The sequence below is a fragment of the Gordonia sp. (in: high G+C Gram-positive bacteria) genome (genome assembly GCF_020438995.1).
Classification (GTDB): Bacteria; Actinomycetota; Actinomycetes; order Mycobacteriales; family Mycobacteriaceae; genus Gordonia.
In genome coordinates this window covers 1-24,789 of record NZ_JAGQTN010000147.1, presented here as the reverse complement: position 1 = coordinate 24,789, position 24,789 = coordinate 1, and the positions used below count along the sequence as shown (strand labels likewise).

The following is a 24,789-nucleotide window of genomic DNA, read 5'->3' as shown; positions in this document are numbered from 1 at the left end:
GATTGCGGTCGTGCCGCCCGCGCTGCCGGGTCCGTGATTTTCCTTGGCTACGGAACGCCGTCGAGTTCCGCCCTAGTTCTTCGGCTCTGGCATGAGCGGGACGACCAGGTCTACGGCCAGATCGATGGGATCGGTCGAACGCTTCACGCGCGAGATCATGATCGCGCCCTCGATTGCGCTGATCGCTACGAGTGCTGCATCGGCGGCCGCAGATTCGTCGAATCCGGCTTTGACCATCGACTGCGCCAGGAGGCTCGCCCAGTCGTCGACCACTTCCGCCACCACTGGGCCGAGGTCTACGTCGTCGTAGGCATCCAGGGCGGCGGCACCCACCGGGCATCCGGCATGAAAATCGGTCTCGGCCAATTGATGCTTGTAGTACTCGCCGATGCCGCGGATCACGTCGGCGGGGGGAGTTCCGGCTTCGACGGCCGCGCGGAGCAGCGTGCTGACCGAGTCGCCGGCCAGGTGTAGCGCTTCGGTCAGCAGTTCATTGCGCCCGCCGGGGAAGTGGAAGCTGACAGACCCGCGTGGCGCCCCACTGCGGTGCAGCACGGTAGCGATGGTGGTGCCGGCGATGCCGCGCTCACGCATGACCAACGCTGCCGCAGTAATCATGCGTTGTCGAGTGTCTGTCTTGACGCCCATGACGCACCTCCCTAATATGCTATGCAGCATATCATAGTAGGGATAACCGATGCGTGAGCTCACCTTCATCAAAACCGGTCGACTCGAATGGCGTGAACGGCCCGCGCCGGTCATCACCGCGCCGACAGACGCACTGGTCCGGCCGTTTATCGCAAGCCGATGCGACGGCGACACCCTGCCGCTCCACTCGCACGTCTCCCGCCCGATGCAGGCCGGCCTAAAGCTCGGCAAGATCGACCCGGTGATCAGCGGCATCGTCGGCGACGTCCCGTTCCGGGGGCCGTGGGCGATCGGGCACGAGGCCGTTGCCCAGGTCACCGAGATCGGTGCCGAGGTCGACGACCTGGCCGTCGGCGACATCGTGGTGGTTCCGTGGGCGATGGCCTGCGGTTCCTGCTACGAATGCGGGCTCGGCCTGACCGCCAAGTGCTCGACCCTCGGAGTACAGACGCAAGGTAAGACGCTGTCGGCGTACGGCTTCGGCCCCGAATGCGGAACCTGGGGCGGCATGATCGCCGACTGCTTGCGTATCCCGTTCGCCGACTTCAACCTCGTCAAAGTCCCCGATGGCGTCGACCCGCTGCGGGTCGCAGCTGCCGGCGACAACCTCACCGACGCCTGGCGATCCGTAGTGCCGCCGCTCGCGCAACGCCCCGAAGGAAAGGTCCTCGTCATCGGCGGCGGAGGTCAGAGCATCGGCCTCTACGCCGCCGGCCTCGCTGTCGCAAACGGCGCGTCGCAAGTCGACTACCTCGACGACCGAGACGCTCGCCTTGAGGTGGCCGCCGGATTCGGCGCCGTTGTCCGCAAGGTTTCCAAGAACCGCAAACGTTCGCTCATCGGCGCGATCCCGGATCGGTACGACGTCGTCGTCGAAGCATCGTCGAAGCCGCAGGGTCTGCGGGATGCGCTGCGTGCACTGCGGCCGGGTGGGACCTGCACCGGCACCGGCTATTACGTCGACACCGGGACCAAGCTGCCCGTGATGGACATGTACGCGACGAGCGCCACCTTGAACGTCGGTGTCTCGCACGTCCGACCACACCTCCCCGACCTCCTGAGTTTCATTGCGACTACCGGATTCGAAGCCGAACGTGTCACTTCTCTGCTCGCCGACTGGGACGACGCGCCGGAGGCCTACCTCGCCCGCACCACGAAGGTCGTGCTGCAGCGTGACCGTCTGGATGTGGCCGGGCATGCCTGAGTGCTGGCTTCCCGAAGGCTACTGCGCCGGATCGGGGGATTTGCCGATGTCGGGCCCGACGTTCAGGTGCAACCGGTGGTGCCGGTCTTACGAGACCGGCACCACCGGGTGGTGATCGACGTGGTCAGTCGGGGTTCTGCGCCCACAGGTCGGGCCCGAATACCTCGTACTGGATGCGGTCGGCGGGCACACCACGTGCGATGAGCTGGTGCCTGATCGCCTGCATGAAGGGCAGCGGGCCGCACATGAACACCTCGGCGTCGTCGGGCAGTTCGACGTCGCTCAGATCCATGAAGCCGCTTCGCGCGGGGTGCAGCGTTGGAGCCTCGTCCGCACCCTGCTCGTACCAGTTCTGGGCCCTGGCATCGCTCATCGCGAGCACCTGGCGGCGTAGCCCCTGGTAGAGAGCGTGATGGTCGAACGAGGTGTCGGCGTGGAAGAGTCGTACGGTGCGGTCGGGCTGGCGGCGCGAAAGGTCCTCGAGGATCGCGGCGGCCGGGGTGATGCCGATGCCGGCCGAGACCAGCACGATCGGTCGGTCGGAGCCGTCGAGCACCACGTCGCCGGCGGGCTGGGAGACCTTCAGCACGGTGCCGGGTTTGGCATTCTCGTAGAGCCAGCCCGAAACCTGGCCGTCGGGCGCGCCGTTGATGCCGCGCACCCGCTTGATCGTCACCCGCAGGCTGTCGCCGCGAGGTCCCGACGAGATCGTGTACTGGCGGGGCTGGAGCCGCCCGTCCGGCAACTCGACCTGGATCGCGACGTACTGGCCGGTGCGGTGCGCCGGAACGTCGCCTGCGACGGGAGCGAGCAGCAGCGAGAAGACCTCGTCGGCTTCCTCGAAGCGCTCGACCACGCGGTAGTCGCGCCAGGGGTGACCCGGATCGGTGCCGCCGAGCGCATACAGCCGCGCCTCTTCGGCGATCAGCGTGGTGGCGAACAGCCAATAGACCTCGTCCCACGCGGCCCCGACCTCGGGGGTGACGGCGTCGCCGAGCACGGTCTTCACGGCCTTCATCAGGTAGTGCTCGACGATCGTGTACTCGGTGGCCTGGATGCCGAGCGACACGTGCTTGTACGCGATGCGCTGCATCACCGGGGTGAAGTCGGGGGCAGCGGGGTCGATGAGCTGCACCGCGAAGGCGACGACCGAGGCGGCGAGGGCCTTGGGCTGCTCGCCGATCGCCTGGTTGGCGGTGTTGAAGATATTCAGCAGTTCGGGGTGGGCTTCGAACATGTCGGGGTAGAAGGTGGCGGTGATCTGGTCGGCATGTTCGGCCACGACCGCCGCTGTGGCGGTGATGATGGCTTCGGACGCTGGGGACAGTTGCATGACCGTGACTCCTGGGGGCTGATTCGGATGAGGTCGCGCGATGAGCGTGAGTCGATCATGCAATGCAGATGCAACCTGCCGTGGACTTTCCGCAACTTCCATACAGTCCGGTTTGGTAGCCAGGACGAACGCCTTTCGGTGCACCCTCACCGAATCGTGTCGGCCGATGTCTTACGTCTTGTGAGACACTGCACTTATGGCTATGACGATCACCTTCCGTCCCGACGATGACACCAGGCTCGCACTCGAAGAGTTGACGGCCGACGGCACGCCGGTGTCGCGGGTGGTGCGTGATGCTCTCGTCGAGGCCGCGGCCAGGCATGTGAAGGTGCGGCTTCGCACTGAGGCACAGACTCTGGCTGCTGACCCTGACGACTGTGCCGAGGCCGCTCAGGTCCTGCGCGACATGGAGTCCCTGCGTGCGTGGTGACGTCTATCGTCTCCGCGCGCCGCGCGGCACCCGCGGCCACGAACAGCGCGGATCCCGCTACGCGATTGTGGTGCAGTCCGACGATCTCGACGTCCTCTCAACCTGGCTGGTCGCGCCGACGTCGACCTCGGCGCGTCCGGCAACGTTTCGGCCGGGCATCGAGATCGATGGCACCCCGACACGGGTCCTCGTCGAACAGACGAGTGCGGTGGACCCGAGCCGACTCGGCGAGTTGATAGGGCACTTGGGCCTCGATGAACTCCGTGCGGTCGACGCAGCCCTTCGGCTGGTGGTGAGTCTGTAAACAGCGGCGAACGAGTAGACCTCCGCGGCAAGACGGTCGATCGATTCTGAGTGCGAAGCATCAGCCCGGACCTATGCGATTGTTGCTGTGGGTTTGGTCCAGGCGATGGTGTGCCGGAACCCGAGGTGATGCTGCAACTTCGCGCCCGGCATGATCGATCGTGTACCGGCGTCGATCTCGGCGAAGGTCAGTTCCGGGTCCCGCACCGGGAACGGGGGCGGCCACGCCGGTGCCGTTGACGGCCACGGATGCCGCACGAACCCGATGATCGGATTGGTGATCATGGAAGCGGCGTCCCACATACGGTCGGTGACGGATTCCGGCCGCGCGAGACCTACGCAAAGGAACCGCCCACCCGGGTTCAGGATCCTCGCGACCTGTTCCAGCGTCGACCGCAGATCCATATGATGCAGGACGGCGATCATCGTCACCAGGTCGGCGCCTGTCGGCAGGTCTGCGAGGTCCGACAATGTCACCGTCGCATTCGGCAGCCCGGCACACCGGGCGGAACTGACCCGTCGCATGTCGGCGTCGATGTCGACGCCCTGAACCCGGTCGAAGCGTTCGGCGAGCAGTGCGAGGAGTTCGCCGCGGCCGCAGCCCACGTCGATCGCCAGTCCGTGCGCTGCCGGCAGGCGCGTCAGGATCCACGGATGGAAGGCATCGTTGTGATTCCACGGATGCCGACTGTTCAAGCGGCGCAACGCGTCGACAGTGCCCCCAAAGGGGCGCGGAGGTTCTCGTCGGTCATTCATGCCCACGACGATAGGCAGCCGACCGCATCGGAGTGTGTACGTACATTTGTCAGGGGTGGTCAGGAGGCGCCACGCAGACGTAGCGTGATCGCCGGATCGGAACACCCGCAGACGAGGGGATTCTTGATGGATGCGCGGCTACTGCAGCCGGAAAGGTGGGCCGGACATCTCGATCGGTTGCGTGCTGCGTTGCCACCGGATGCGGTGGCGGTGAGCTTCAGCGGGTCGATGAGCCGCGGGCAGCACGGCGGGAGTGAATGGTATGTCGCCGCGGTGCGTCGGCCGATAGCAGTGTCATCGGTGTATTGCCGGCGAAATATCTTCCGTCATTTCGGAGTTGGGGATAGTGCGTCGGCGTCCCACCAGTCCACGGCTGATCGCCACCCCCACCAGCGCCAGCGTTCCGCCGGCGATCCGGACCGCGGTGGGTACCTCGGCCAATAGCAGCCACGACATGACGACGACGATCGCGGGTACTGCCAGCGTCGTCGATGCCATGGCGCCGGCGTCGGTGCGGGCCAACGCATATGCCCAGGTGGTGAAGGCAACCGCGGTGGGTCCCACTCCCAGGTAGATGACGGCGGCCAGGTCGGGCCACGACGCGGCGGCCACCTCGGCGATGGCGGTGGGCGCGAACGGCAGGGTGACCGCGAGTCCGACGGCGGCACCGATGAGGGTGGCCGTCACGGTGTCGACGGTCCGTAGCACCACTTTCTGCAACAGCACCCCGGCCGCGTACAGCATCGCGGCCAGTAGTCCGAACACGATGCCGATCGTATCGGCATGTGCTCCAGCCGATTCCGGTCCGAAGGCAATGAGTGCGATACCGCTCAGCGCCACCGCCGTGCCCAGAGCCAACCGCATCGTGTATCTCTCGGAGAGAAACGCAGCAGCCCCGGCCGCCACGAGGATGGGTGCGAAGTTGACCAGCAGGGAGGCGGTGCCGGCGTCGACATGCTGCTCGGACATGTTGAGCAACACCGTGTATCCGCCGAACCATGCTGCGCCATAAAGGATGACCAGCAGCAGTTCTCGTCCGGTGAGCCTGCCCGAGCGCGCCGGGTCGGCTCGGTGGCGCCGTGCCGTGACCCGCCACACGACGGCGAGTGCGGTCACGCCGGTCACCATTCGCAGCAGTGCCATCGCGCCGGGGGAGAAGACATCGCCGAGGTGGCGGATCACCACGAACGCCGACGCCCAGAGAATGATGGTCGTCGCCGCGGCAAGTGCGGGTAGTGACGTGGTCCGAGAGAATCCGTTCTGGTTCATGTAGTCGATTGTGGACAGATGGATTAGACAGCACAACTGAAAATTTCTTACTAACATTTCAGTGGAGCTGTATTATTGTTCGGATGATTGATGTCCACAGGCTCCGGGTGTTCCGTGCCGTCATCGCCGAAGGTTCCATCGGCGGAGCGTCGGAGGCGTTGGGGTACACCGCATCCGCGGTCAGCCAGCACGTCAGCGCACTGCAACGAGAGCTCGGCCTGACGCTGGTCGAACGCAACGGTCGCGGGATTCGGCCCACCGAGGCCGGCCTTACCCTCGCCACGGGATCGGTGCGGGTCTTCGACGAGCTCGCCCGCGTCGAGGCGATGGTCTCCGACCTGCGCAACCACAGGTCCGGGCGGCTGAGCGTGGCCTACTTCGCGTCGGCCGGCGACGCGTGGATGCCCTCGATCGTGGCACAGATCCGCGACGAGTTCCCCGACATCCGGCTCGACCTGCGACTGATCGAATTGATGACCGCAGACCGCGAGTCCGCACCCGACATCGAGATCTGCGTCGACGACGATACGCCGGTGACACGAGCGGGATACCACAGTGTCCCGCTGCTCACCGATGAGTATGTGGCGGTGGTTCCGTCGGATTCGGGGTTCGGTGCGTGTGAGGAGGTGGTGCTGCGGGACCTGGTGTCGCTGCCCTGGATCGACAACGACGTGGCCCGCGGGATCTGCCGGGCCAATCTCTTGAAGGCTTGTACCGCAGCAGGATTCGCACCGGACTTCGCGGTGGAGGCCCACGACTTCCGCACTGCGATCCGATTTGTGGCCGCAGGTGTGGGACTGACCGTCGTACCCGGGCTGGCGGTGCGCGATCTCCCCGACGGCGTGCATGTCGTACGGATCTGCGATCCGACCCCCGTCCGGCAGATCGTGCTCCGCACGCGAAACGGTGTCCGCGGCGTTCCCGTTGCCGATCGAGTGATGGAGTTGCTTGTCGCCCAGGCGAATGCGATGGTCGGCGGGGCGGATGCCGGACTGCGTTGAGTCCGAAGGTGGCGATCACCACCGGGGGTGTGATGTCCGGATGCAGGCAGGTCGTGCGGAGCGGCTTGATGAGTGGAACTCCCGGATCGAACGGGGGACCCGTACATATGTCGACGGTGACGCGGCTGGAGACCGGCTTCGCGGTCCGATCCGACGAGGCGATCGCGGTGTGGCAGGCTCGTCAGATGGCATCGATTCAGGCTCTGAGCGATTCGGACCGCCGCACAGTTGCGCGCTGGGCGCTGGCTTGCGCTGAGCGAGTTGTTCCGCTGTTCGAAGCTGATCTATTGGCGCAGAATGATATTCAGGACGCGATCGCGCGTACTCGCGCCTACAGCGAAGGACGTGGTAGTACCGCCGAGGAGATCGGGAAGCGGATGATCGCGGTGAAGGCCGCAAAAGCCGCTACCACCCCCGCCGGTGCCGCGGCGGCGAGGGCGGTAGCCCAGGCTTCGGCCGTCGCTCACATGGGTGCGCATGCACTGGGTGCTGCGGCGTATGCGGTGAAGGCGGTCTCGTTGGCGAACAAGGATCAGCCGGAGCGGGTAGATGACGAGATCCTTTGGCAGATTGCGGATCTCAGGCCGAACGAACGTGCAGCGCTGCGACTGCTCCCACCTTTGGGGCAGGACCGGTCAGGTCCACTGGGTACCGGGCTTCTGTCGCAAGGGATTCTGGGGTCGACGATTCGTGAGATCCAGGCGCTGATTGGGTGAACGTCCATCCCGAAGCCAACAGCCTGGACAGACTATCGGGGACCTGCCAGTGCCAGTGAGCCGGGTCGGGCAACCGGCGGAATCACCGGTGACTACACGATCGGAGCAGGCAGTCGCTCTACGATGATGCGATGACCGATGAAGGCGGCACATTGCCACCCTGTCCACAATGCGCCGAGCCGTATGCCTATGAGCAGGGGCCGCTGCTCGTGTGCCCGATGTGTGGGCACGAATGGACGCCCGGCGAGAGCGAAGGTACCGACTCCGGGGCCGGTGACATCAAGGATTCGGTCGGCAACCCTCTCGCCGACGGCGACACCGTGACCGTCGTCAAGACCGTGAAGGTCAAGGGGGGTGGCGGTGGTGTCATCAAGATCGGCACCAAGGTGAAGGGGATCCGGCTCATCGCCGACGGCGTCGGCGACCACGACATCGACGCCAACGTCCCCGGGTTCGGTCGCATGCAACTCAAGTCGAGTGTGGTCAAGAAGGGCTGAGGGCCCGGATCACCTTCTTGCAGTGTGAGTTTGCTGCTGGTCCCGTTTTCCGGGATCAACAGCAAAATCAACGATCCGCGCGGCCGTCGTGTAGGCGAGCAGCTGGTAGTAGTCGCTGCTGCGTCCACGGCCGCTGTCGGTCAGCTTGTACTTGATGTACCCGACATAGCGGACCTGCCCCTCACGCAGGTCACGGAAGACGAGGTCCGGATACATCGCCACCTGGTTGCCCGCTCCCAGATACTCGGTCGGCTCATCGATCACATTGAGACGTCCACGCAGCTCCCGCCGGAGGCGCTCGCATCGGTGCGTGCGGCACAACGAATGAAATGTTGCTGTTAGTTCCGGATTTCGGAACTAACAGCAACATTTGCGGGTTTGCCGACAGTCAGTCCGCGTGCACGATGACTCCACGGATGTTCTTACCTGCGCGCAGGTCCTCGTAGCCCTCGTTGACCTGCTCCAGGCTGTACTTGGTAGTGATCAGCTCGTCGAGCTTGAGCTGACCGGCGTCGTAGAGACGTAGCAGCCGGACGATGTCGTACTGCGGGTTCATCGAACCGAACAGTGTGCCCATGATGGTCTTCTGGTTCAGTGTCAGATCGCAGCCCGAGACGTGCACGGTCAGCTTCGTCGGATCGGCCAGACCGGTGATCACCACCCTTCCGCCCTTGCCGATCACCGCGGTCGCGGCCGACACCACGGCCTCGTCGACGGTGCCTACCAGGATCAGGGCAGCGTCGGCGCCCTGTCCCCAGGTCAGTTCGGTGACTTTGGTCTGGGCTTCCTCTGCGGTCGCAAAGGCATGTGTCGCACCGAATTTAAGCGCCTGGTCGCGTTTCATCTCCACCGGGTCGACGACGACGACGTACTTGCATCCGGACGCCACCGCACCCTGGACGGCGTTGATGCCCAGGCCGCCGATCCCGTAGATGACGGCGGTGTCGCCGGCTCGCAGGTTTCCGGCCGTGGTCGCCGTTCCCCAGCCCGACGGCACACCGCAGCCGACCAGCACAGCGGTCTCCAAAGGTAGCCAGTCGTCCACCTTGACCACTGAATGCTGGGAGATCGTCGCATACTCGGAGAAGGTGCCGAGCATGCACATGGCGCCGAAATCCTGGCCGTTGCCGTGGAATCGGAAGCTGCCGTCGGGCATGGAGCCCTCCAGGATCGTCGCTCCCATGTCGCACAGGTTCTGCCGTCCGGTCGAACAGTACCGACAGGTGCCGCAGTTCGGAATGAAGCTGCACACCACGTGGTCACCGGGCTTCACCTTGCCCACCCCGGGCCCGACTTCCTGGATGATCCCGGATCCTTCGTGCCCGCCGACGATCGGATAGCGCGGCGGCAGGTCGCCGTCGGTCAGGTGCAGATCCGAGTGGCACAGTCCTGCGGCGGTGTATTTGATCAGAACCTCGCCGACTCCGGGTGCGTCGAGGTCGAGTTCCATCAATTCGAATGGCTTACCTGGTTCGAGGAGTACTGCGGCCTTGGTCTTCATTTCTCTCCTTTGAGATGGTGTGGGTATGTGTGGGTGAATATCGCACCTACAGTGCGATATTCACGGCCTTTACCTGCGTGTAGAGATCGATCGCGGAGTCGCCGAGTTCCCGGCCCCAGCCCGACTGTTTGAAACCGCCGAAGGGCAGCGCGGTGTCGAAGCCGTTGTACTGGTTGACCCACACCGAACCGGCTTGCACGGCGGCGGCGGTGCGATGCGCTTTCGACAGGTCCTTGGTCCAGATCCCGGCGGCCAGGCCGTAGATCGATTTGTTGGCGGCCGCTGCGATGTCTTCTTCGTCGTCGAACGGAAGTGCGGCCACCACCGGGCCGAAGATCTCTTCGTCGACCACGGAGAATCCGGGTTCGACGTCGACGAAGACGGTCGGCTCGATGAAGTAGCCGCTCTCGCCCCAGCGTTTTCCGCCGGTGAGTGCACGTCCGCCGTCGGCCAGCCCCGCTTCGATGTATCCGCTGACCCTGTCGAACTGCTCCTGAGACACCAACGGGCCGAGTTCTGTCGTCGGGTCGAGTCCCGGTCCGATCTTGGCCTGGGCGGCGGCATCGGCGACGGCCTGGGTGAAGTCGTCGAAAATATCGCGCTGCACGAACATTCGGGTTCCGGCCACGCAGCACTGACCGTGGTTGAACATCCAGGCCGCGACCGAACCGGCGACAGCGGCTTCCAGATCGGCGTCCGCGAACACGATGTTGGGGCTCTTGCCGCCCAGTTCGAGGGTCACCTTCTTCAGGTTCCCGGTCGCGGCGTGCACGATCTTCTTGCCCACCTCGGTGGACCCGGTGAAGGCCACTTTGTCGACGTCGAGGTGCGCGGCCAGGGCTGCACCCGCGTCACCGAAGCCGGGAACGATGTTCACCACCCCGGGCGGGAATCCTGCTTCCTCGAAGATCTCGCCGAGTAGCAGCGCACTCAGTGGCGTCTGCTCGGCGGGTTTGAGCACGACGGTGTTTCCTGCGGCGAGCGCGGGCGCCAACTTCCAAGTCGCCATCAGGATCGGGAAGTTCCAGGGGACGATCTGGCCGCACACGCCGAGTGCTTCGCGGCGGGTGTAGGCGTGAAATTGGCCGCCGGGCGCGAACGGCATCGACGGGTTCACCGAGGTGCCGGTGATCTTGGTGGTCAGTCCGGCGTTGTACCGCCACACGTCTGCCGACCAACCGACGTCGACGGCTGTCGCGATCGCCACGGATTTGCCGTTGTCAAGCGCCTCGAGCTGGCCGAAGATCTCAGCACGCTCGGACAGGAGATCGCCGACCCGCCAGATCAGGCGTTCGCGCTCGTTCGGCTTCATCCGGGACCATGGCCCCTCGAATGCGGCCCGCGCCGCGGTGACCGCGGCGTCGATATCGGCGGCCTCACCCATGGCGACACGGGTGATCAGGTTTCCGGTCGCCGGATCGTGGGTCTCGAAGGTCTTCCCGGATACCGCGTCGACCCAGCGCCCGCCGATCAGCATCTTGCGATCGGCGGCGACAAATTCGGCAACGGCGGGATGTAGGGCAGGGACGGTACTGGTCATCTGTGCTCCTGAGGACGGGCAACGATCTGTGATATCCGCCACGTTGGCGTATGTCATTTCTCGCATGGATCCCAGGCACCGGCATGTGCAGAATCTGGACAGTGCAGTCAGCTTCGTATGTCGAGTGCCCGCATTCGCGTGTAAAGGGTGGTGCGGCTGATGCCGAGGGCTTTGGCGGCCCGGCTCTTGTTTCTGTCGGCCGCGTCGAGGGCGCTGATGATCGCCTGCCGCTCGGCTCGTTCGCGGCCGAGCAGTCTGCCGACCCGCGTCGGTGTGCGGTGGCTATCGGGCAGGTCGGCGCCCGACACCTGGCGATCGCCGCGGCGCAGCGTCGCAGCCGCGGCCTGTTGCAGGACGATTCGCAGTTCGGTCAGGTTGCCGGGCCACTCCTGCGTCACCAGGCAATCAGCCGCATCGGCGTTCAGGGTCAGCCGGTCGTCGATGCCGGCGAGGAGTTGCTGAACCGTTGCGGCGAGTTCGGTTTCGCGTCTGCGCAGCGGTGCGAGGTCCACCCGGACGCCGCAGCAGGCGACGACTGCGGCGGCCGCGGCGGTGAGCTCGCCGGGTGGACCGGAAACGAGCACAAGCGGGGGCTGTTCTGGCGCCGCGGTGGTGACCGCGGTTCGCAGGAGCGCCAGCGATCTCCCGTCGAGGAAGTCGATTCCATCGATGACGAGCGGTCGTCCGGCGGTGCGCGCATGCCGTAGCAGCACGGGGACGTTCGGTGCCCTCCCGTCGAGGAGTCCGGCGGCGACGTCCACATAGATAGCATCGCCGGCCAGCATCCGTGCCCGCGTGGTGCGCCCGGTGCCCGATTCGCCACAGACCGCGGTGGTCGGAGAACCCTTGGCGTGCACGGCGAAACCGGCTGCGGACATCACGTCGTGATCGGCGGGGCGGAGCATGAAGACCGCTGCGTGAGTCACCCCGGGGACGCGCTGGACGAGGACCTCCATGGTGACACCGGAAACCAGCGTCACCGTCTCCGGTGCGAACGCTTCGGCCGCAAGTAGACGTAACGTGGCAAAATCACCGGGGCCCAGGAACTGTGCCGCCAAGCTGTTGGTCAGTTGGACGTCGTGTCCGACGGCGGCCACCCCCGCATCCCGCCGCATGCAAGCACGTTCGAACGCGGCGATCACCGTCCGGTTGTCGGCTCGCGAGCGGTCGAGGAGGCGTTCGGCTATATCGTCGACCACGCCGTGAATGAGCGGGACCGACAGTGGATTCATGCGGTCGGCGATCTCTGTCATGCAGATGGTGCCGGCGAGTCTGCGGGTGGCCGGATGAATGATCGGCCGGCCGAAACAGCTCATGATCCGGAACTGTTCGAGATAGTGTTCGCCGCTGTTGATCACCACGTCGCTGCGCACCTCGGCGGTGGTTCCGAGTGCGGTCGTACCCATGGTGGTCTCCTGGAAGTCGGCGCCGGTCACGGCGCCGGCCGCGGTCAGCAGACCTTCGAGCGTTGCGTCGCTGGTGACCCGAGTCACCAGTCGGCAGCCCGCGTCCACCAGTAGCAGCGCGGTGGAGGTGCCCGACAACGCTTCGGCGGCACGCGCCAGCACCGGGCGGGCGGCGTCGAGCAACGGGTCGGCGGCGGCGACGTCGGCCAGCGATGGTTCGGGGCGCACATCCTCTACCAGCCCGGCATGTCGTGAGCGGCGCCAGGACGCGGCGATGACGGGGCGTTGCGGCGAGGAGACGGCCATGTCTCCTACAGTGACATGAATCACTGGTATGGGCTTCCGGTTCAAGAACAGAAGCCAACTCACTCCTCAGCTACTATATAATTCGATATATAGCATGTCAGGAGGTGTGATGTGGCTGTGACGAGTGTTGATCTGGACCCGGCTTTGATCGAGCGGGCCAGAGAGCTGACCGGCGAGCGTTCGAACCGGGCCGTGCTCGACCTTGCGCTCAGGAGGCTCATCGCGTCAAAGCAGAAGGGTGCCATGATCGCGGGGATCGCCGGTCTCGACAACTTGGCGGAAGAGCTTGGGGCGCCGGTGGTTTCGCCAGGTGAGTCCGGCGATCGATGACCGACTACCTCGTCGACAACTCCGTCTGGGCGAGATTGGCCACCGGTGACCCGGCGATCACGGATCGGTTGCGGCGTATCGAGCGCGCACCCGCCGACTTGTTCGTCACCTGCCCGCCGCAGGTCCTGGAGTTTTGCCACAGCGCCCGTACGCCCGAGGATCACGCTCACTACCGTGAGCAGATCTCATTGGGGTTCCCCTTGGAACGCGCCCCTGACGAGTCCCTGGTGCTCGATATCCAGAGCGCGCTGTGGAATGCCGGCATGGTTCGCGCAGCCGGTTCGGTGGATATCCTCATCGCGGGGTACGCCATCGTGAACGATGTGACAGTCCTGGCGGCGGACCATGACTTCGGCTACATAGCGCGGGTGACGGACTTGCAGTTCGAGTATGTCGCCCCGACCGTATGACTCGTCCATCCGGGAGAGGTGCTTATCGCATGAATGAGACCGCCACGATCCTTCGGCTCTTGAAGAAAGGTTCATCGACCAGGCTGCTTTCGATACCCACCAGCGGCGCGTCGCCGGCAGTGAGTGGGGCAGAGCGACTGTGGGAATCGAACGCGACTACACGATCCGGACGGAAGGCTGACGCGCGACCGACGCTACGCCGGGCTGTGACGTGCGGATCTACTTTGCTGGTTGGTTGAGGAGTTCGAGTGTGCGGTGGTCGCGGTCGCCGTCGAAGTAGCGGTCGAGTACGCGGCCGAAGACGTCGCCGGTGGTCACGGCGTCGAAGAGCGTCATCGACGACCGGAGTTTCCTGGTGTCGATGTCTCCGAGGACGGCGTCGATCTCGGTGCCCTCCGGGAGTGCCAGGAGGAGTTCGCAGGCGTGGATGAGCCGTGGTCCGAGGACATCGTGTGCTGCGAACGCCCGGGCCTCCGCGGCCCCGTCGAGGCCGTACTCTTGGGCCGTCCAGGACCGTCCGAGCGCTGCGAGCTGCGGGAAGATCCACCACATCCAGTGGGTGTCCTTGCGCCCGGCCGCGAGTTCGGCCTTGACCTGGTCCCAGACATGGTCATGCGGTGCGACGAACCGCTCGATCCGGTCACTCATCGTCCCAAGATACTCGCAGTTGTGACTGCCTGACTTTGCCGCCGATCTCGGGTTCCGGGACCAACCGCAAGCTCGACGGGGAACCCTCAGCGTAGGCGCCGTTCGTCCGTTCCTGCGTTGTCAAGGTGACGTCCACTTTGCCACCCGCGCGGCGGATCTCGACACGATCGCCGGTGGCGTGGCGCGTAGGAGGGAGTTGCGCAGGTGCACGGCGACCGAGTTCGCCGCCTGCGCGGCCTTCCCCATCAACCTCGATTGCCGCCACAGTGTGCGCGTCCGGGCGCGGCGGATCCTGTCGTGGCGGGCGAGTGCGGCGGTGATGTCGCCGGAGCGCAGGAGCAGTACCAGCGTGGCGGCGTCCTCGATGGCCTGGCCTGCGCCTTGGCCCAGATTCGGGGTCATCGCGTGTGCGGCGTCGCCGAGGAGGACCGTCCGGTTTCGGACGAAGGTCGACGGCATTTTGGCGAGGTCGTAGATGTCGTGCCGCAGAATCGATTCGGCCGGGGTGTTGTCGATGCATTCGCGGATCGGTGGATACCAGGTGCCGAATCGGTCGAGCACCGCCGTCTTCTCGTCGGCCTCGTGGCCGCCCTCGGGAGTGGATTCGGTGGCGAACCAATACATTTGGTTGTCGGGCAGGGGCACGATCCCGAATACCCGGCCGGGGCCCCACGTCTCGCCGGCCCCCCGAGTGACATCGGGTGTTCGGTGACACCCCGCCACGCGGTGTAGCCGCAATAGTGCAGGCCGCTGTCGATGCCGAGTAGGCGGCGCGACCGGCTTCGGAGGCCGTCGGCGGCGACCACCAGATCGAACCGTTCGGTATCACCGTCGACGGTGATCGTGGGGGAACCGTCGGAGGGCACCTCGGCCGCCTGTCCCAGATGGAGTGCGCCGGTGGGCAATGCGTCAATGAGGGTGCGGTGCAGGGCGGAACGATGAAGGCTGCGGATACTCGGCACCATCGCCGACGGCATCGAGACCAGCCACCTACCCGACGGCAACCGCTGCCCGGAGCACATACCCGCGACGGCATCGCTACTCACGGCCCGCACACGATCGCCGAGGCCGATGGCGTCGAATGCGTCGATCGAATTGCCGAACAGCGTCAGGCCGGCCCCGGCTGCGGCCGGATCGGTTCGTTGCTCGAAGACGGTGACATCGTGGCCATCGTTCGACAGGCCAGCCGCAACCGTCAGACCGCCGATGCCGGCGCCGATCACGCCTATCCGCATATGCACTCCTTCGTGTGCTGCCACCTTAGCCGCGAGGTAGTCAGTCAGGAACCTCCTTCACGCTCAACGATTTTCCGAGCGTTAAGTACCCCGCGATCGGTTCATGCGGACGCAGGTGCCGGGAGGACACCGAGTTGGGTGAGTAGGCCTGCGACGTCCATGAGCATTCGACTCTCGACGAAGATCGAGTCACGGTAGCGGTCGACGGTCCAGGCACTGACGGTGACGGTGCGTCCGGTGGCCGGAATGCCCATGAAGTCGCCCTTGTGCGTGCCGGTCCAGGTGGAGACGCCCAGCACGCGGTCGTCCTCGACGAGCATGTCATCGATCGTCCAGCGCAGGTCGGGGAAGGCCGTGAACATCATGGTGAGGGCGCCGGCGAGACCGTCGCGGCCGGGGCCCTGCCCGGGTAGCGGAACCAGTTCGACGAAGTCTTCGGCGACCAGTTCGACGAGTGCTCCGTCGAGATCGCGGGCGTTGATGACGTCGTCGACGAACCGGTGAGCCAGATATCTGAGATCGGTTGCGGTGGTGGTCATGTCGATTCCTTTCGAGGGGGTGGAGAGCGAGTCAGAGGGGTAGGGGATTGGCGAGAACGCCGGTGCCGGGCAGCCTGCCGGCGAGGGTGCGGATGAAATCGAGTGCGTCGATCTCGATGTGCTCGCCGTCGACGCCATGCGAGAAGGTGCCGCCGGCGGGTCCGGTCAGCTGCAGTTCGAACGGTGCGCCGTGCACGTCGGCCCACTCGCCGACGATGTCGGCGACCAGGCGACCGTCGTGGTCGGGGTCGAGGTCCATGGGACGGCCGATCGCTGCGTGGATGTCGATTCGGTGGGCCCAGGTGTCACGGGTGAAACCGACCTCAAGCAGGTAGTTGACCGGCTTCCAGCCGATCGGTTCACCGATCGGCACCGGCACGTATCGCATGGGCAGGGGGGTACCGAAGCGACCTTTGACCGCCCGTGGACCGATCGTCTGAAGCTGCTCGACCACTTGGGAATTGGTGAGTTCTGCTCGTTCCCGGATCTGGAGCTCATTGAGGCCGTCGACCCAGTGGTGCGCGTCGATCTCCTTGTTGAGTGGGAGGCCGTGGCGCAGTTGGTGGGCGAAGACCAGCGGGGATACTTGCGCGTCGGCCGAGCCCAGGACATGCAGAACCATCGCGCGGACGTCCCAGCCGACGCAGTCGGTGTCGGTGGCCCACTCGTCGGGAGTCAGTGAGGCGGTCAGGTCGGCGAACCTGTCGAACTCGGCCAAGGCGAGGGTGCGGGCTTCGGAGCGGTTGATCCGCGTGACTCCGGAGGTGGTGGCATTCATGGCGTGCTCCTTGTGTTGGTGGCGGAGATGGCGTTGTCGACCAGGAGGTCGGTCATCCGGTCGAGGTGCTGTAGCCAGCGGGTTCCGCCCGGATCATTGGACAGTTGGGCGTCGATGAGGCCGGCGGTCATGGCGACGAGGCAGTCGACGTCGCCGGGGTCGGTGACGCCCGCCGCGGACATGATTGCGACCATCCTGCTCAGGACGTCCTGCGCGATCGCATACGACGGGGCACTCGGCTCGAATCCGGGAATGACCCGCGTGAAGAGCAACGAGTACCGGGCCGCGTCGGACACTGCGAAGTCGGCGAATGCCTTCAGTGCGGTCTTGAGTGCGGCCCGTGGGTCGGCCGGCAACTCCAGGGCGGACAGCACCGCGACCAACTGCCGGTTGCCGTCGGCGAACATGTCGTCGTAAAGGGCGTTCTTGGAGTCGAAGTACGCATAGAGCGACGGCTGCCGCATACCGACGGCCTTGGCCAGGTCCCGCATCGAGACCTGCGTGATGCCGTCTCGTCGCGCGAGATCCCAGGCCGCTTCGACGATGAGCGCGACCTTGGCCTCCCGCCGCTGCTGGACCTTGCTGACTGTCACCACGACTACACCTTCACTATCGCTGATAGTGTTAGAGACTATCACTGATAGGTATATTTGCCTATCGGTGATAGCTTGTCAAGGTCATGATGGCGCGGCGATGCGGAAATCGGTCAGCCGCGCGGGGTCGAGGACGACGTCCATGCGGACGATCCGGCCGTCGCTGATGGCGAGCGCGCCGACGCTGTAGACGGCGCCATCACGGTAGGCGATCCAGCCGGGCCACCCATTGATGAGTGCGGATCGTGCGTCGGTGTAGTTGGACGAGAATTCCCGGGCCCGGCCGGCGACGGATTCGGCACCCCGGATCTCGACAACCGGTTGACCGGCGATCGCGATTCTTTCGACGATCTGCGGGTCGAGCAGGTCCACGAGGGCGGCGACGTCGCCGCCTTTCGCCGCGGTGAGGAAGGCGTCGACAACGCTCTGTTCGGTGGCCGGCATCGCCGATTCGATGTGGCCGGGATCAGTGTGCCGAATGCGTCCACGGCCACGACTGGCGAGTGCCCGGGCGGCCTCCGGCGTCCGATTGAGCACCCTGCCGATCTCGGAATAGGGGAATCCGAAGGCGTCGTGGAGCAGGTAGGCGACCCGTTCGGCCGGCGTCATCGTGTCGATGACGATCTGCAGCGCCGAGCCGACGGTTTCTGCCAGCAGTACGTCGATGGCCGGATCCGGCTGATGCAGAGGATCATTCGATTCGGCGATCTGATCCAGGGGCATCTCGCGGCGGGTCGAGCGGGACCGCAGCAGATTGAGCCCGATCCGCCCGACCGTCGTCATCAGCCATGCTTCAAGGTTGTCGATCGACGCTCGGTCGGTGCGCTGGAGCCGTACCCACGCCTCCTGCACGGCGTCGTCGGCATCCGCGTCCGAGGTGAGCAGCCGCCGGGCGACGGCATTCATCTTCGGCCGGTGCTGCTCGAACTCCGCCGCGATGTCGTCGTACATCTCCACATCTCCTAGACCCGGGCCGCCCGCCGAACGTGACGTCACGTTTTCCTGCCCCCGCGGGTCTGGTTGTCGAAGGGGCAATCGGCCCCCACTCTACGAGAGAAGGAACGTCGACCCGATGAGCAATATCGCCGTCATCTACTACTCCGCGACCGGCAACGTGTACCGGCTCGCCCAGGCTGTCGCCGAAGGAGCCGCCGACGCCGGCGCCGAGGTCAGGCTACTGCGCGTGGCGGAAACCGCACCCGCGGCAGCAATCGATTCCCGGCCCGAGTGGCGTGCCCACGTCGACGCGACCGCCGACGTACCCGTCGCCACCAACGACGACCTGCGGTGGGCCGACGGCCTCGCGTTCGGCACCCCGACCCGGTTCGGCAACGTCAGTGCGCAACTCAAACAGTTCCTCGACAGCACGGGTCCGCTGTGGATGGCCGGTGAGTTGCCGAACCGGACCGCGACAGCGTTCACCAGCACGGGCACCCTGCACGGGGGCGCCGAGGCGACGATCCTCTCGCTGTACCAGACGATGTTCCACTGGGGGTCCATCGTGGTGGCACCCGGCTACACCCAGCCCGACACCCCCGGCGGTGGCCAGGCGCCCTACGGTGTCGCGCACACCGCAGGCAACGGACTGCCCGACGAGGCCGTCCTGGCCGCCGCCAGGCATCAGGGTTTGCGCCTCGGCATCTACACCGAGCGGCTCGTCGCGTCCGACTAGCCTGCCGCCGCGGGTGATCGGTCGAGTGTGCGGTTGATCCCGGAAATCGGGATCAACCGCACACTCGGCGTCCTGGGACCTACTCGTCGACACATCGGGCGACCACGCTAGCGTGTGACCATCGGTCGGCCGTCGACCGTGGCAAGGGGGAGGTACCGATCATGAAGAGACTCACGAGGATCAGATGCTGGTCCGTTGTCGCGGCCGTCGCCGCGGTCTGCGGCCTCGGCATGACCGGTGCGGGCGGCGCGGCCGCGCAACCGTCGTACAGCTATCTCGACGGATTGGCGGCGCAATTGACCGCACCGGGGCCGCCGCCGGGCGCCAACGACTGGAAATGCCGCCCCGACGCCGCCCATCCGAATCCTGTTGTCCTGCTGCACGGACTCAGCAACGACACCATCACCTGGAACACCCTGTCACCGGCCCTGGCCGACGCGGGCTACTGCGTGTTCACCACCACCTACGGCCGCGACTGGCTCGGTCCGATAGGCGCTGTCACATCGGTACAGGAGAGCGCACGTCAGATCGCCGCGTTCATCGACCGGGTACGCGCGGCCACCGGCGTGTCGAAAGTCGACCTGGTCGGGCATTCGATGGGCGGGGCAATCGGGTTCTACTACCTCAACCACCTGGACGGCATTCCGAAGGTCGACGACTACATCGCCCTCGCCTCGCCTCTGCACGGCACGGATATGAGCGGGGTACAGACGGCCTTTGCCGACATCCTGGGCATCCCGGCGATCGAGCGAAAGTGCGGCGGGCCATGCCAGGTGGGCGTCGGTTCGCCGTTCCTGCGGGTGATCAATCCCGATCCCGCGATCGCCCCCGCGATCAAGTTCACGACGATCGTGACCCGGTACGACCAGATCGCCACGCCGTACACCACCGGCATGCTGCGCGGTCCCAATGTCCGCAACGTCGTGGTGCAGGATCGTTGTGCCACCGACTACACCGAACACGCCGAACTGACCGCTGACCCGATCGCTGTGCGCGAGGTGCTCAACGCGTTGCGTCCGGCAACCGCAGTACGTCCCCGCTGCACCACTGTTCTGCCGTTCATCGGGCCGATCCGCTGAGGTTTGCGGTCGACTGCCACCTCAGCGTGTCCGGAACTGGACGCCGGTATGGGGGCATACTTGCCCGATGAAGGTGGCCTTTCGTTTCAGCGTCGCGAGTCTCGTCGTCGAGGAGCGTCGTGAATGGGCGTCGTTCCTGCGTACCTTGTCCAAGGAACAGTGGGATCGGCCGTCACTGTGTGATGGTTGGACGGTGCGTGATGTCGTCGCCCATGCGGTCAGTTATGAGGAGGCCGCGCCGCTGACCGTTGCCGGGCGTTTTGTGCGCGGCGGGCTGCGGCTTTCCGGCGCCAACGCGGTGGCCCTCCGTGAGCGGGGGCCGGTGCCGTCGGCCGTGCTCATCGACGAACTCGAACGCAATCTTCGGCCGCGCGGTCTTACCCGAATGTTCGGCAGCCGCATCGCACTGCTCGACGCGCTGGTCCACAATCAGGACATCCGGCGCCCGCTCGGTCTGCCTCGTGCGATTCCGGCGGAGCGCTTGGTTCCGTGCCTGAATTTCGCTCGGGTCGCACCGCCGATCGCCGCCTACCCGCGTATTCGTGGTCTTCGGATGACGGCCACCGATATCGACTGGTCGGCAGGCCGTGGCCCGGTGGTGAGCGGGCCCGCGGAAAGTCTGCTCATGGCGATCGCGGGTCGGCGTACCGATTACGACGATCTCGCCGGACCTGGCAAGACCACGCTCCTATCTCGTATCGGGTGAGTCGTTGAGGTTGCTGTGGGTTCCGGAAAGCGGCACTCACAGCAATCTCGACGTCGGATTGGTCAGTGTCGGGCCAGGATCGCCTGTAGGTCGGTGCCCACCGGGAGCGTGCCGTATTCGAAGCCGCGGTCGTCGCCGAGGCGGGCGGCGACGAAGGCGTCGGCCACCGCGGCGGGTGAGAAGCGCACCAGTAGTGAGGCTTCCAGGGCCAGTGCCATCGATTCGACGGCCCGCCGCGCGCGTCGCTGGGCGTCGGCGGGTCCCAGCCTGGCCAGTTCGGCGAGTTCGCGGCGCATCCGGTCCAGGTGGGTGTCGAGTACTGGGTATGTGCCGCGGGCGAGGTTCACCTCGGCGTCGAACGCGGCCACCGATTCGGGTTCGCGCGTCATGGCGCGCAGTACGTCCAGGGCGATCACATTGCCCGAACCCTCCCACACGGCCATCACGGGCTGCTCGCGGTAGCGCATCGCCATCGGGAATGCCTCGGTATATCCGTTGCCGCCCAGGCATTCCAGCGCCTCGTAGGCGTGGTGCGGTCCGCGTTTGCAGATCCAGTATTTGGCGACGGCGGTGGCCAGGCGGCGGAAGGCGCGTTCGGAGTCTCCGGCGTCCTCGTCGTGGGCGCGGGCCAGCCGCATGGCGGTAACCGTGGCGGCTTCTGATTCCAGGGCCAGGTCGGCCAGGACCGCGGTCATCGCCGGCTGATCGGCAAGTGTCGCACCGAAAGCCGCGCGGTGGCGGGCGTGCCACAGCGCCTCGGCCACCGACTGCCGCATTCCCGCGGTACTGCCCAGCACACAGTCGAGGCGGGTCTGGGCGACCATCTCGATGATCGTGCGCACTCCGCGGCCGGGTTCGCCGACCATCACCGCGACGGTGCCGTCGAGTTCGATCTCGCTCGACGCGTTCGACTTGTTGCCGAGTTTGTCCTTGAGTCGCTGGATGCGGAACACATTGCGGGTGCCGTCGGGCAGCACTCGCGGCAGCAGGAAGCACGAGAGTCCCTCGCCGCCAGGGCCTTCCGCCTGCGCGAGCACCAGGAACGCGTCTGACATCGGAGCCGAGCAGAACCATTTGTGGCCGGTAAGCAGATAGTCGGCGCCCGGACCACCCGCACCGACGGGCCGGGCGACGGTGGTGTTGGCGCGGACATCCGATCCGCCCTGCTTCTCGGTCATCGACATCCCGAAGATCGCCGAATCCTTGTCCGCGCTCAGCTCGGGGGAGTAGTTGCGGGACAACGCCTTCGGAACCCACAGTGCAGCGACGTCCGGTTGCAGTTCCAGCGACGGGATCACCGCGTGGGTCATCGACACCGGGCAGGCGTGTCCGGGTTCGATCTGCCCGAACAGCAGGAAGATCGCTGCGCGCGCCACATGCGAGCCGGGCTGCGGGTCCTCCCAGCATCGGGTGTGCGCACCGTGGGCGACGGCCGCCGAGATGATCCGGTGATACGACGGGTGATACTCCACTTCATCGATCCGGTGCCCCCACCGGTCGAAGGTGTGCAATTCGGGCGTCAGGGTGTTGGCGACCGCCGCGTCGTGCTGGAACTGCGCCGACCCGACCAGCGCGCCGACCTGCCGCAGTTCGTCGTCGGCCCAGCCGGCGTCGTGTCGGGCAACCGCCTCGGCGAGAACATGATTGAGTTCGTACTCGTTCACGTCGACACGCGGTGTGGACTGGTTGAACACCTCATGGGTGACATGTGGCCGCGGATGGGTCACTGGAGTGGTCGAGGTCATCGAGAACCTTTCTTTGGCAGAGGCTTTCGGATACGAGTAGGGAATCGGGTCACGCCGGATCGGGCGTGACGATCAGGTGCTTCTGCACCTTCCCGGTCGGGGTGTGCGGCAGTTCACCGGTCACATGGAACTCGCGGGGCACCTTGTAACGGGCCAGCCGTCCGAGCAGGAACTCCTTGAGCTCCTCGGGAAGCTCGTCGCCGCCGTCGGAACGGACGATGTGCGCGACGACGGTGTGTCCCCATTCCGGGTGTGGTCGTCCCAGGACGGCTGCCTCCACGATCGCCGGGTGTGCGGTGAGCGCGTCCTCGACCTCCTTGGAGTACACATTCTCACCGCCGGTGACGATCATGTCTTTGCTGCGGTCGACGATGAACAGGTAGCCGTCGTCGTCGACGCGGGCCAGATCCCCCGTGTGATACCAGCCGTCGGCATCGAGCGCGGCGGCGGTGGCCTCCGGATTGTCCAGGTAGCCGGTCATCGTCGACTCGGTGCGGATCCAGATCTCGCCCACATCACCGGCTTTCGCTTCGACACCGGCGTCGGTGATGACCTTCATATCAGCACCGGGCAGTGCCACCCGGCCGATCGAACCGGCCTTGCTGATCTGCTCCTCCGGGTACAGCACGGTGCCGACGGGGCCGGTCTCGGTCATGCCGTAGACCTGGAAGAAGTTGTCGCTGTGGAAGTTCTCGGCGAGCCGCCGGGACATGTCGGCACCGATAGGACCGCCGCCGTACATCCATACCCGCGTCGCGGACAGGTCGTAGTCGGCGAAATCCGGTACGGCCAGCGCCGAGGTGAACACGATCGGCGGACCGAAACACAGTGTGGTGCGGTGCTTTTGCGCAGCCGACAGGAAGTCGATGGGTTTGTGCTCGCGGACCAGGACCACGGTGCCGCCCGCGTAGAGCGTGCCCAGCAGCCAGTTGTTCAGCGGGGAGGCATGCCAGATCGGCACGGTCAGCAGCAGCCGGTCCTCACGGGTGATCGACAGGCCGATGACGGTGGTCATCGCGGTCAGGGTCACTGTGCGCTGGGTGTGCACACAGCCCTTGGGGCGTCCGGTGGTGCCGGAGGTGTACAGGATCTCGGCGATCGTGTCCTCGGGCAGACGCTCTGTCGACACCGGGATCGGTGCTGCCGAAGCGACTTCGGCGTCGAAGTCGGCGACACCGTCGACTGCGGTGTCGGTGGCGAGCGTAGTGATCCCGGCGCCGTCCAGTACCGCGTGCAGGCTGCCGTCGATGACGATCGCCGACGCCCCGGAATGATCGAGGATGTACCGGACCTCGGGTGGTGCGAGTTTGTGGTTGACCGGCACGACGGTGGCGCCCAGGCGCCACGTGCCGAGCATCGCCACCACGAAACCTGTTGTGTTGTAGCACATCAACGCTACCCGATCACCCGGTCCGATACCACGGCCGGCGAGCACGGTGGCCGCGCGGCGGCTGGACTCGGCGAGCTCGGCGTAACTGATCGCCGTGTCGTCGGGGCCGGTGCCACAGCTGATCAGGGCCGGTTTGGCCGGGAATTTCGTTGCGGCGCTGTCGAAGGCGGAGAGCATGTCCATCGTCGGACCTCCCTGGGGATCGGTGATTACTGGGGCTGGGTCACGAGCTGAGCGGCAGGTCGAGCATGGTGTCGGGGATGCCGAGGTGGGCGAACACCACCGCAACCGAGTCGGCGAGTGAATAGCCGACGTCCGGGGCGATCGCCGACATCTGTACGGCGACACCGAAAATTGCGGACCAGAACGCCTTCGCCTCCACCTCGATGGAGGTGCGCAGTTGCCATCCGGTCCGGGTCAGAGTGCGATGCAGGGCGGCCTCACCCCGCTCATGCAGCAGGCGCAGTGTGTCGCCGGTGAATGAGCGCAGGTCCTGCCGCCGGGACACCAGCACCATCGCGGTGGTGAACAGCTGCACGCCGTCGCGTTCGGGGCCGAGCAGGGTGCGCACCAGTGTGCCGGCGTATTCGCCCAAAGTAGTGGCGTCGGCTGCGGCTTCCTCGGTATGCCGCCCGGCGCGCAGCACGGCCGCGCAGGCGACCTCGACGAACAATTGCTCCTTGGAGCCGAAGTAGTAGGTGACCTGGTTGGGGAAGGTCTGGGCGCGCTCGCAGATCTGGGCGACCGAGGCCCG

Annotated in this window: 28 protein-coding genes and 1 pseudogene; 11 read left to right on the top strand and 18 right to left on the bottom strand. The window is 65.8% G+C overall.

Features of this window, described 5'->3' with window-relative positions; all coding sequences use genetic code 11:
- Positions 1-72: 72 nt before the first annotated feature.
- Positions 73-618, bottom strand: a complete 546-nt coding sequence (locus KDB67_RS11200) for a TetR/AcrR family transcriptional regulator (protein ID WP_291015752.1) — start codon at positions 616-618, stop codon at positions 73-75.
- 79 nt (positions 619-697) lie between these two features.
- On the opposite strand from KDB67_RS11200, the gene KDB67_RS11195 reads away from it, so the two are divergent.
- Positions 698-1,852: an alcohol dehydrogenase catalytic domain-containing protein gene (locus KDB67_RS11195; protein ID WP_291015751.1), complete on the top strand. Its 1,155-nt coding sequence runs from the start codon at positions 698-700 to the stop codon at positions 1,850-1,852.
- 124 nt (positions 1,853-1,976) lie between these two features.
- Here the strand turns inward: KDB67_RS11195 and KDB67_RS11190 are convergent, their stop codons facing one another.
- Positions 1,977-3,185, bottom strand: a complete 1,209-nt coding sequence (locus KDB67_RS11190) for a globin domain-containing protein (RefSeq protein ID WP_291015750.1) — start codon at positions 3,183-3,185, stop codon at positions 1,977-1,979.
- A gap of 202 nt (positions 3,186-3,387) precedes the next feature.
- Between KDB67_RS11190 and KDB67_RS11185 the strand changes: the two genes are divergently transcribed.
- Together KDB67_RS11185 and KDB67_RS11180 are read left to right on the top strand one after the other, a co-directional pair.
- Entirely contained in the window at positions 3,388-3,615 is a 228-nt protein-coding gene (locus tag KDB67_RS11185; protein WP_291015749.1) for a hypothetical protein, read from the top strand.
- A complete protein-coding gene (locus tag KDB67_RS11180) occupies positions 3,605-3,919 on the top strand; it encodes a type II toxin-antitoxin system PemK/MazF family toxin (protein ID WP_291015748.1) in 315 nt (104 codons plus the stop codon). The genes KDB67_RS11185 and KDB67_RS11180 overlap by 11 nt, the downstream gene beginning before the upstream one ends.
- 71 nt (positions 3,920-3,990) lie before the next feature.
- Here KDB67_RS11180 and KDB67_RS11175 read toward each other — a convergent pair whose 3' ends face one another.
- Positions 3,991-4,674 (bottom strand): class I SAM-dependent methyltransferase, encoded by a 684-nt coding sequence (locus KDB67_RS11175; RefSeq protein WP_291015747.1) that lies wholly within the window; start codon positions 4,672-4,674, stop codon positions 3,991-3,993.
- Between the two features lie 294 nt (positions 4,675-4,968).
- The gene (locus tag KDB67_RS11170) at positions 4,969-5,943 is read right to left on the bottom strand and encodes a DMT family transporter (protein ID WP_291015746.1); all 975 of its coding nucleotides are present in this window, start codon (positions 5,941-5,943) and stop codon (positions 4,969-4,971) included.
- 83 nt (positions 5,944-6,026) lie between these two features.
- On the opposite strand from KDB67_RS11170, the gene KDB67_RS11165 reads away from it, so the two are divergent.
- The 3 genes from KDB67_RS11165 (at position 6,027) to KDB67_RS11155 (ending at position 8,157) form a co-directional block, all read left to right on the top strand.
- Positions 6,027-6,944 (top strand): LysR family transcriptional regulator, encoded by a 918-nt coding sequence (locus KDB67_RS11165; RefSeq protein WP_291015745.1) that lies wholly within the window; start codon positions 6,027-6,029, stop codon positions 6,942-6,944.
- 107 nt (positions 6,945-7,051) lie between these two features.
- Entirely contained in the window at positions 7,052-7,660 is a 609-nt protein-coding gene (locus tag KDB67_RS11160) for a putative immunity protein (RefSeq protein WP_333716292.1), read from the top strand.
- A gap of 131 nt (positions 7,661-7,791) precedes the next feature.
- Entirely contained in the window at positions 7,792-8,157 is a 366-nt protein-coding gene (locus KDB67_RS11155; RefSeq protein WP_291015744.1) for a zinc ribbon domain-containing protein YjdM, read from the top strand.
- Positions 8,158-8,166: 9 nt separating this feature from the next.
- Here the strand turns inward: KDB67_RS11155 and KDB67_RS11150 are convergent, their stop codons facing one another.
- The 4 genes from KDB67_RS11150 to KDB67_RS11135 all read right to left on the bottom strand — a co-directional run bounded on the left by KDB67_RS11150 (position 8,167) and on the right by KDB67_RS11135 (position 12,910).
- Entirely contained in the window at positions 8,167-8,421 is a 255-nt protein-coding gene (locus KDB67_RS11150) for a hypothetical protein (RefSeq protein WP_291015743.1), read from the bottom strand.
- Between the two features lie 124 nt (positions 8,422-8,545).
- The gene (locus KDB67_RS11145; RefSeq protein ID WP_291015741.1) at positions 8,546-9,658 is read right to left on the bottom strand and encodes an NDMA-dependent alcohol dehydrogenase; all 1,113 of its coding nucleotides are present in this window, start codon (positions 9,656-9,658) and stop codon (positions 8,546-8,548) included.
- Positions 9,659-9,704: 46 nt separating this feature from the next.
- Positions 9,705-11,198 carry an aldehyde dehydrogenase family protein gene (locus KDB67_RS11140; protein ID WP_291015740.1) on the bottom strand — a complete coding sequence of 498 codons (1,494 nt, stop codon included), beginning with the start codon at positions 11,196-11,198 and terminating at the stop codon, positions 9,705-9,707.
- Between the two features lie 107 nt (positions 11,199-11,305).
- The gene (locus tag KDB67_RS11135) at positions 11,306-12,910 is read right to left on the bottom strand and encodes a helix-turn-helix domain-containing protein (protein WP_291015739.1); all 1,605 of its coding nucleotides are present in this window, start codon (positions 12,908-12,910) and stop codon (positions 11,306-11,308) included.
- Positions 12,911-13,021: 111 nt separating this feature from the next.
- On the opposite strand from KDB67_RS11135, the gene KDB67_RS11130 reads away from it, so the two are divergent.
- Entirely contained in the window at positions 13,022-13,240 is a 219-nt protein-coding gene (locus KDB67_RS11130) for a type II toxin-antitoxin system VapB family antitoxin (protein ID WP_291015738.1), read from the top strand.
- On the top strand, positions 13,237-13,650 hold the full coding sequence (locus KDB67_RS11125) for a PIN domain-containing protein (RefSeq protein WP_291015737.1): 414 nt from the start codon (positions 13,237-13,239) through the stop codon (positions 13,648-13,650). The genes KDB67_RS11130 and KDB67_RS11125 overlap by 4 nt, the downstream gene beginning before the upstream one ends.
- A gap of 219 nt (positions 13,651-13,869) precedes the next feature.
- On the opposite strand, the gene KDB67_RS11120 is transcribed toward KDB67_RS11125, so the two are convergent.
- The 7 genes and pseudogenes from KDB67_RS11120 to KDB67_RS11095 form a co-directional block, all read right to left on the bottom strand.
- Positions 13,870-14,298, bottom strand: a complete 429-nt coding sequence (locus KDB67_RS11120) for a DUF1810 family protein (protein ID WP_291015736.1) — start codon at positions 14,296-14,298, stop codon at positions 13,870-13,872.
- Between the two features lie 120 nt (positions 14,299-14,418).
- Entirely contained in the window at positions 14,419-14,943 is a 525-nt protein-coding gene (locus tag KDB67_RS11115) for an FAD-dependent monooxygenase (protein ID WP_291015735.1), read from the bottom strand.
- A gap of 119 nt (positions 14,944-15,062) precedes the next feature.
- Positions 15,063-15,533: pseudogene (locus tag KDB67_RS22405) on the bottom strand (FAD-dependent monooxygenase); the annotation flags it as partial.
- 101 nt (positions 15,534-15,634) lie between these two features.
- Entirely contained in the window at positions 15,635-16,072 is a 438-nt protein-coding gene (locus tag KDB67_RS11110; RefSeq protein ID WP_291015734.1) for an ester cyclase, read from the bottom strand.
- 31 nt (positions 16,073-16,103) lie between these two features.
- Complete coding sequence (locus KDB67_RS11105) at positions 16,104-16,850, bottom strand: maleylpyruvate isomerase family mycothiol-dependent enzyme (protein WP_291015733.1); 747 nt, start codon at positions 16,848-16,850, stop codon at positions 16,104-16,106.
- Entirely contained in the window at positions 16,847-17,446 is a 600-nt protein-coding gene (locus KDB67_RS11100) for a TetR/AcrR family transcriptional regulator (protein ID WP_291015732.1), read from the bottom strand. The genes KDB67_RS11105 and KDB67_RS11100 overlap by 4 nt, the downstream gene beginning before the upstream one ends.
- An 81-nt stretch (positions 17,447-17,527) precedes the next feature.
- On the bottom strand, positions 17,528-18,439 hold the full coding sequence (locus tag KDB67_RS11095; RefSeq protein ID WP_291015730.1) for a sigma-70 family RNA polymerase sigma factor: 912 nt from the start codon (positions 18,437-18,439) through the stop codon (positions 17,528-17,530).
- A gap of 76 nt (positions 18,440-18,515) precedes the next feature.
- Between KDB67_RS11095 and wrbA the strand changes: the two genes are divergently transcribed.
- The 3 genes from wrbA (at position 18,516) to KDB67_RS11080 (ending at position 20,900) form a co-directional block, all read left to right on the top strand.
- On the top strand, positions 18,516-19,115 hold the full coding sequence (wrbA, locus tag KDB67_RS11090; RefSeq protein WP_291015728.1) for an NAD(P)H:quinone oxidoreductase: 600 nt from the start codon (positions 18,516-18,518) through the stop codon (positions 19,113-19,115).
- A gap of 161 nt (positions 19,116-19,276) precedes the next feature.
- The gene (locus KDB67_RS11085) at positions 19,277-20,194 is read left to right on the top strand and encodes an alpha/beta fold hydrolase (protein ID WP_291015726.1); all 918 of its coding nucleotides are present in this window, start codon (positions 19,277-19,279) and stop codon (positions 20,192-20,194) included.
- A gap of 67 nt (positions 20,195-20,261) precedes the next feature.
- Entirely contained in the window at positions 20,262-20,900 is a 639-nt protein-coding gene (locus KDB67_RS11080) for a maleylpyruvate isomerase family mycothiol-dependent enzyme (protein ID WP_291015724.1), read from the top strand.
- A 62-nt stretch (positions 20,901-20,962) separates the two neighbouring features.
- Here KDB67_RS11080 and KDB67_RS11075 read toward each other — a convergent pair whose 3' ends face one another.
- From KDB67_RS11075 to KDB67_RS11065, 3 genes are all read right to left on the bottom strand, one after another.
- On the bottom strand, positions 20,963-22,645 hold the full coding sequence (locus KDB67_RS11075; RefSeq protein WP_291015722.1) for an acyl-CoA dehydrogenase family protein: 1,683 nt from the start codon (positions 22,643-22,645) through the stop codon (positions 20,963-20,965).
- A 49-nt stretch (positions 22,646-22,694) separates the two neighbouring features.
- Complete coding sequence (locus tag KDB67_RS11070) at positions 22,695-24,218, bottom strand: AMP-binding protein (RefSeq protein ID WP_291015720.1); 1,524 nt, start codon at positions 24,216-24,218, stop codon at positions 22,695-22,697.
- A gap of 40 nt (positions 24,219-24,258) precedes the next feature.
- Positions 24,259-24,789: TetR/AcrR family transcriptional regulator C-terminal domain-containing protein (locus KDB67_RS11065; protein WP_291015718.1), on the bottom strand; the 531-nt coding region annotated here is incomplete at its 5' end.

Bases quoted from the DNA above. Each gene is read 5' to 3' on its own strand.
- KDB67_RS11145 (WP_291015741.1), bottom strand. From the start codon at position 9,658: ATGAAGACCAAGGCCGCAGTACTCCTCGAACCAGGTAAGCCATTCGAA.
- KDB67_RS11105 (WP_291015733.1), bottom strand. From the start codon at position 16,850: ATGAATGCCACCACCTCCGGAGTCACGCGGATCAACCGCTCCGAAGCC.
- KDB67_RS11175 (WP_291015747.1), bottom strand. From the start codon at position 4,674: ATGAATGACCGACGAGAACCTCCGCGCCCCTTTGGGGGCACTGTCGAC.
- wrbA (WP_291015728.1), top strand. From the start codon at position 18,516: ATGAGCAATATCGCCGTCATCTACTACTCCGCGACCGGCAACGTGTAC.
- KDB67_RS11140 (WP_291015740.1), bottom strand. From the start codon at position 11,198: ATGACCAGTACCGTCCCTGCCCTACATCCCGCCGTTGCCGAATTTGTC.
- KDB67_RS11165 (WP_291015745.1), top strand. From the start codon at position 6,027: ATGATTGATGTCCACAGGCTCCGGGTGTTCCGTGCCGTCATCGCCGAA.
- KDB67_RS11135 (WP_291015739.1), bottom strand. From the start codon at position 12,910: ATGGCCGTCTCCTCGCCGCAACGCCCCGTCATCGCCGCGTCCTGGCGC.
- KDB67_RS11155 (WP_291015744.1), top strand. From the start codon at position 7,792: ATGACCGATGAAGGCGGCACATTGCCACCCTGTCCACAATGCGCCGAG.
- KDB67_RS11185 (WP_291015749.1), top strand. From the start codon at position 3,388: ATGACGATCACCTTCCGTCCCGACGATGACACCAGGCTCGCACTCGAA.
- KDB67_RS11195 (WP_291015751.1), top strand. From the start codon at position 698: ATGCGTGAGCTCACCTTCATCAAAACCGGTCGACTCGAATGGCGTGAA.
- KDB67_RS11200 (WP_291015752.1), bottom strand. From the start codon at position 618: ATGATTACTGCGGCAGCGTTGGTCATGCGTGAGCGCGGCATCGCCGGC.
- KDB67_RS11075 (WP_291015722.1), bottom strand. From the start codon at position 22,645: ATGACCTCGACCACTCCAGTGACCCATCCGCGGCCACATGTCACCCAT.
- KDB67_RS11070 (WP_291015720.1), bottom strand. From the start codon at position 24,218: ATGGACATGCTCTCCGCCTTCGACAGCGCCGCAACGAAATTCCCGGCC.
- KDB67_RS11080 (WP_291015724.1), top strand. From the start codon at position 20,262: ATGAAGGTGGCCTTTCGTTTCAGCGTCGCGAGTCTCGTCGTCGAGGAG.
- KDB67_RS11160 (WP_333716292.1), top strand. From the start codon at position 7,052: ATGTCGACGGTGACGCGGCTGGAGACCGGCTTCGCGGTCCGATCCGAC.
- KDB67_RS11125 (WP_291015737.1), top strand. From the start codon at position 13,237: ATGACCGACTACCTCGTCGACAACTCCGTCTGGGCGAGATTGGCCACC.
- KDB67_RS11110 (WP_291015734.1), bottom strand. From the start codon at position 16,072: ATGACCACCACCGCAACCGATCTCAGATATCTGGCTCACCGGTTCGTC.
- KDB67_RS11120 (WP_291015736.1), bottom strand. From the start codon at position 14,298: ATGAGTGACCGGATCGAGCGGTTCGTCGCACCGCATGACCATGTCTGG.
- KDB67_RS11190 (WP_291015750.1), bottom strand. From the start codon at position 3,185: ATGCAACTGTCCCCAGCGTCCGAAGCCATCATCACCGCCACAGCGGCG.
- KDB67_RS11170 (WP_291015746.1), bottom strand. From the start codon at position 5,943: ATGAACCAGAACGGATTCTCTCGGACCACGTCACTACCCGCACTTGCC.
- KDB67_RS11085 (WP_291015726.1), top strand. From the start codon at position 19,277: ATGAAGAGACTCACGAGGATCAGATGCTGGTCCGTTGTCGCGGCCGTC.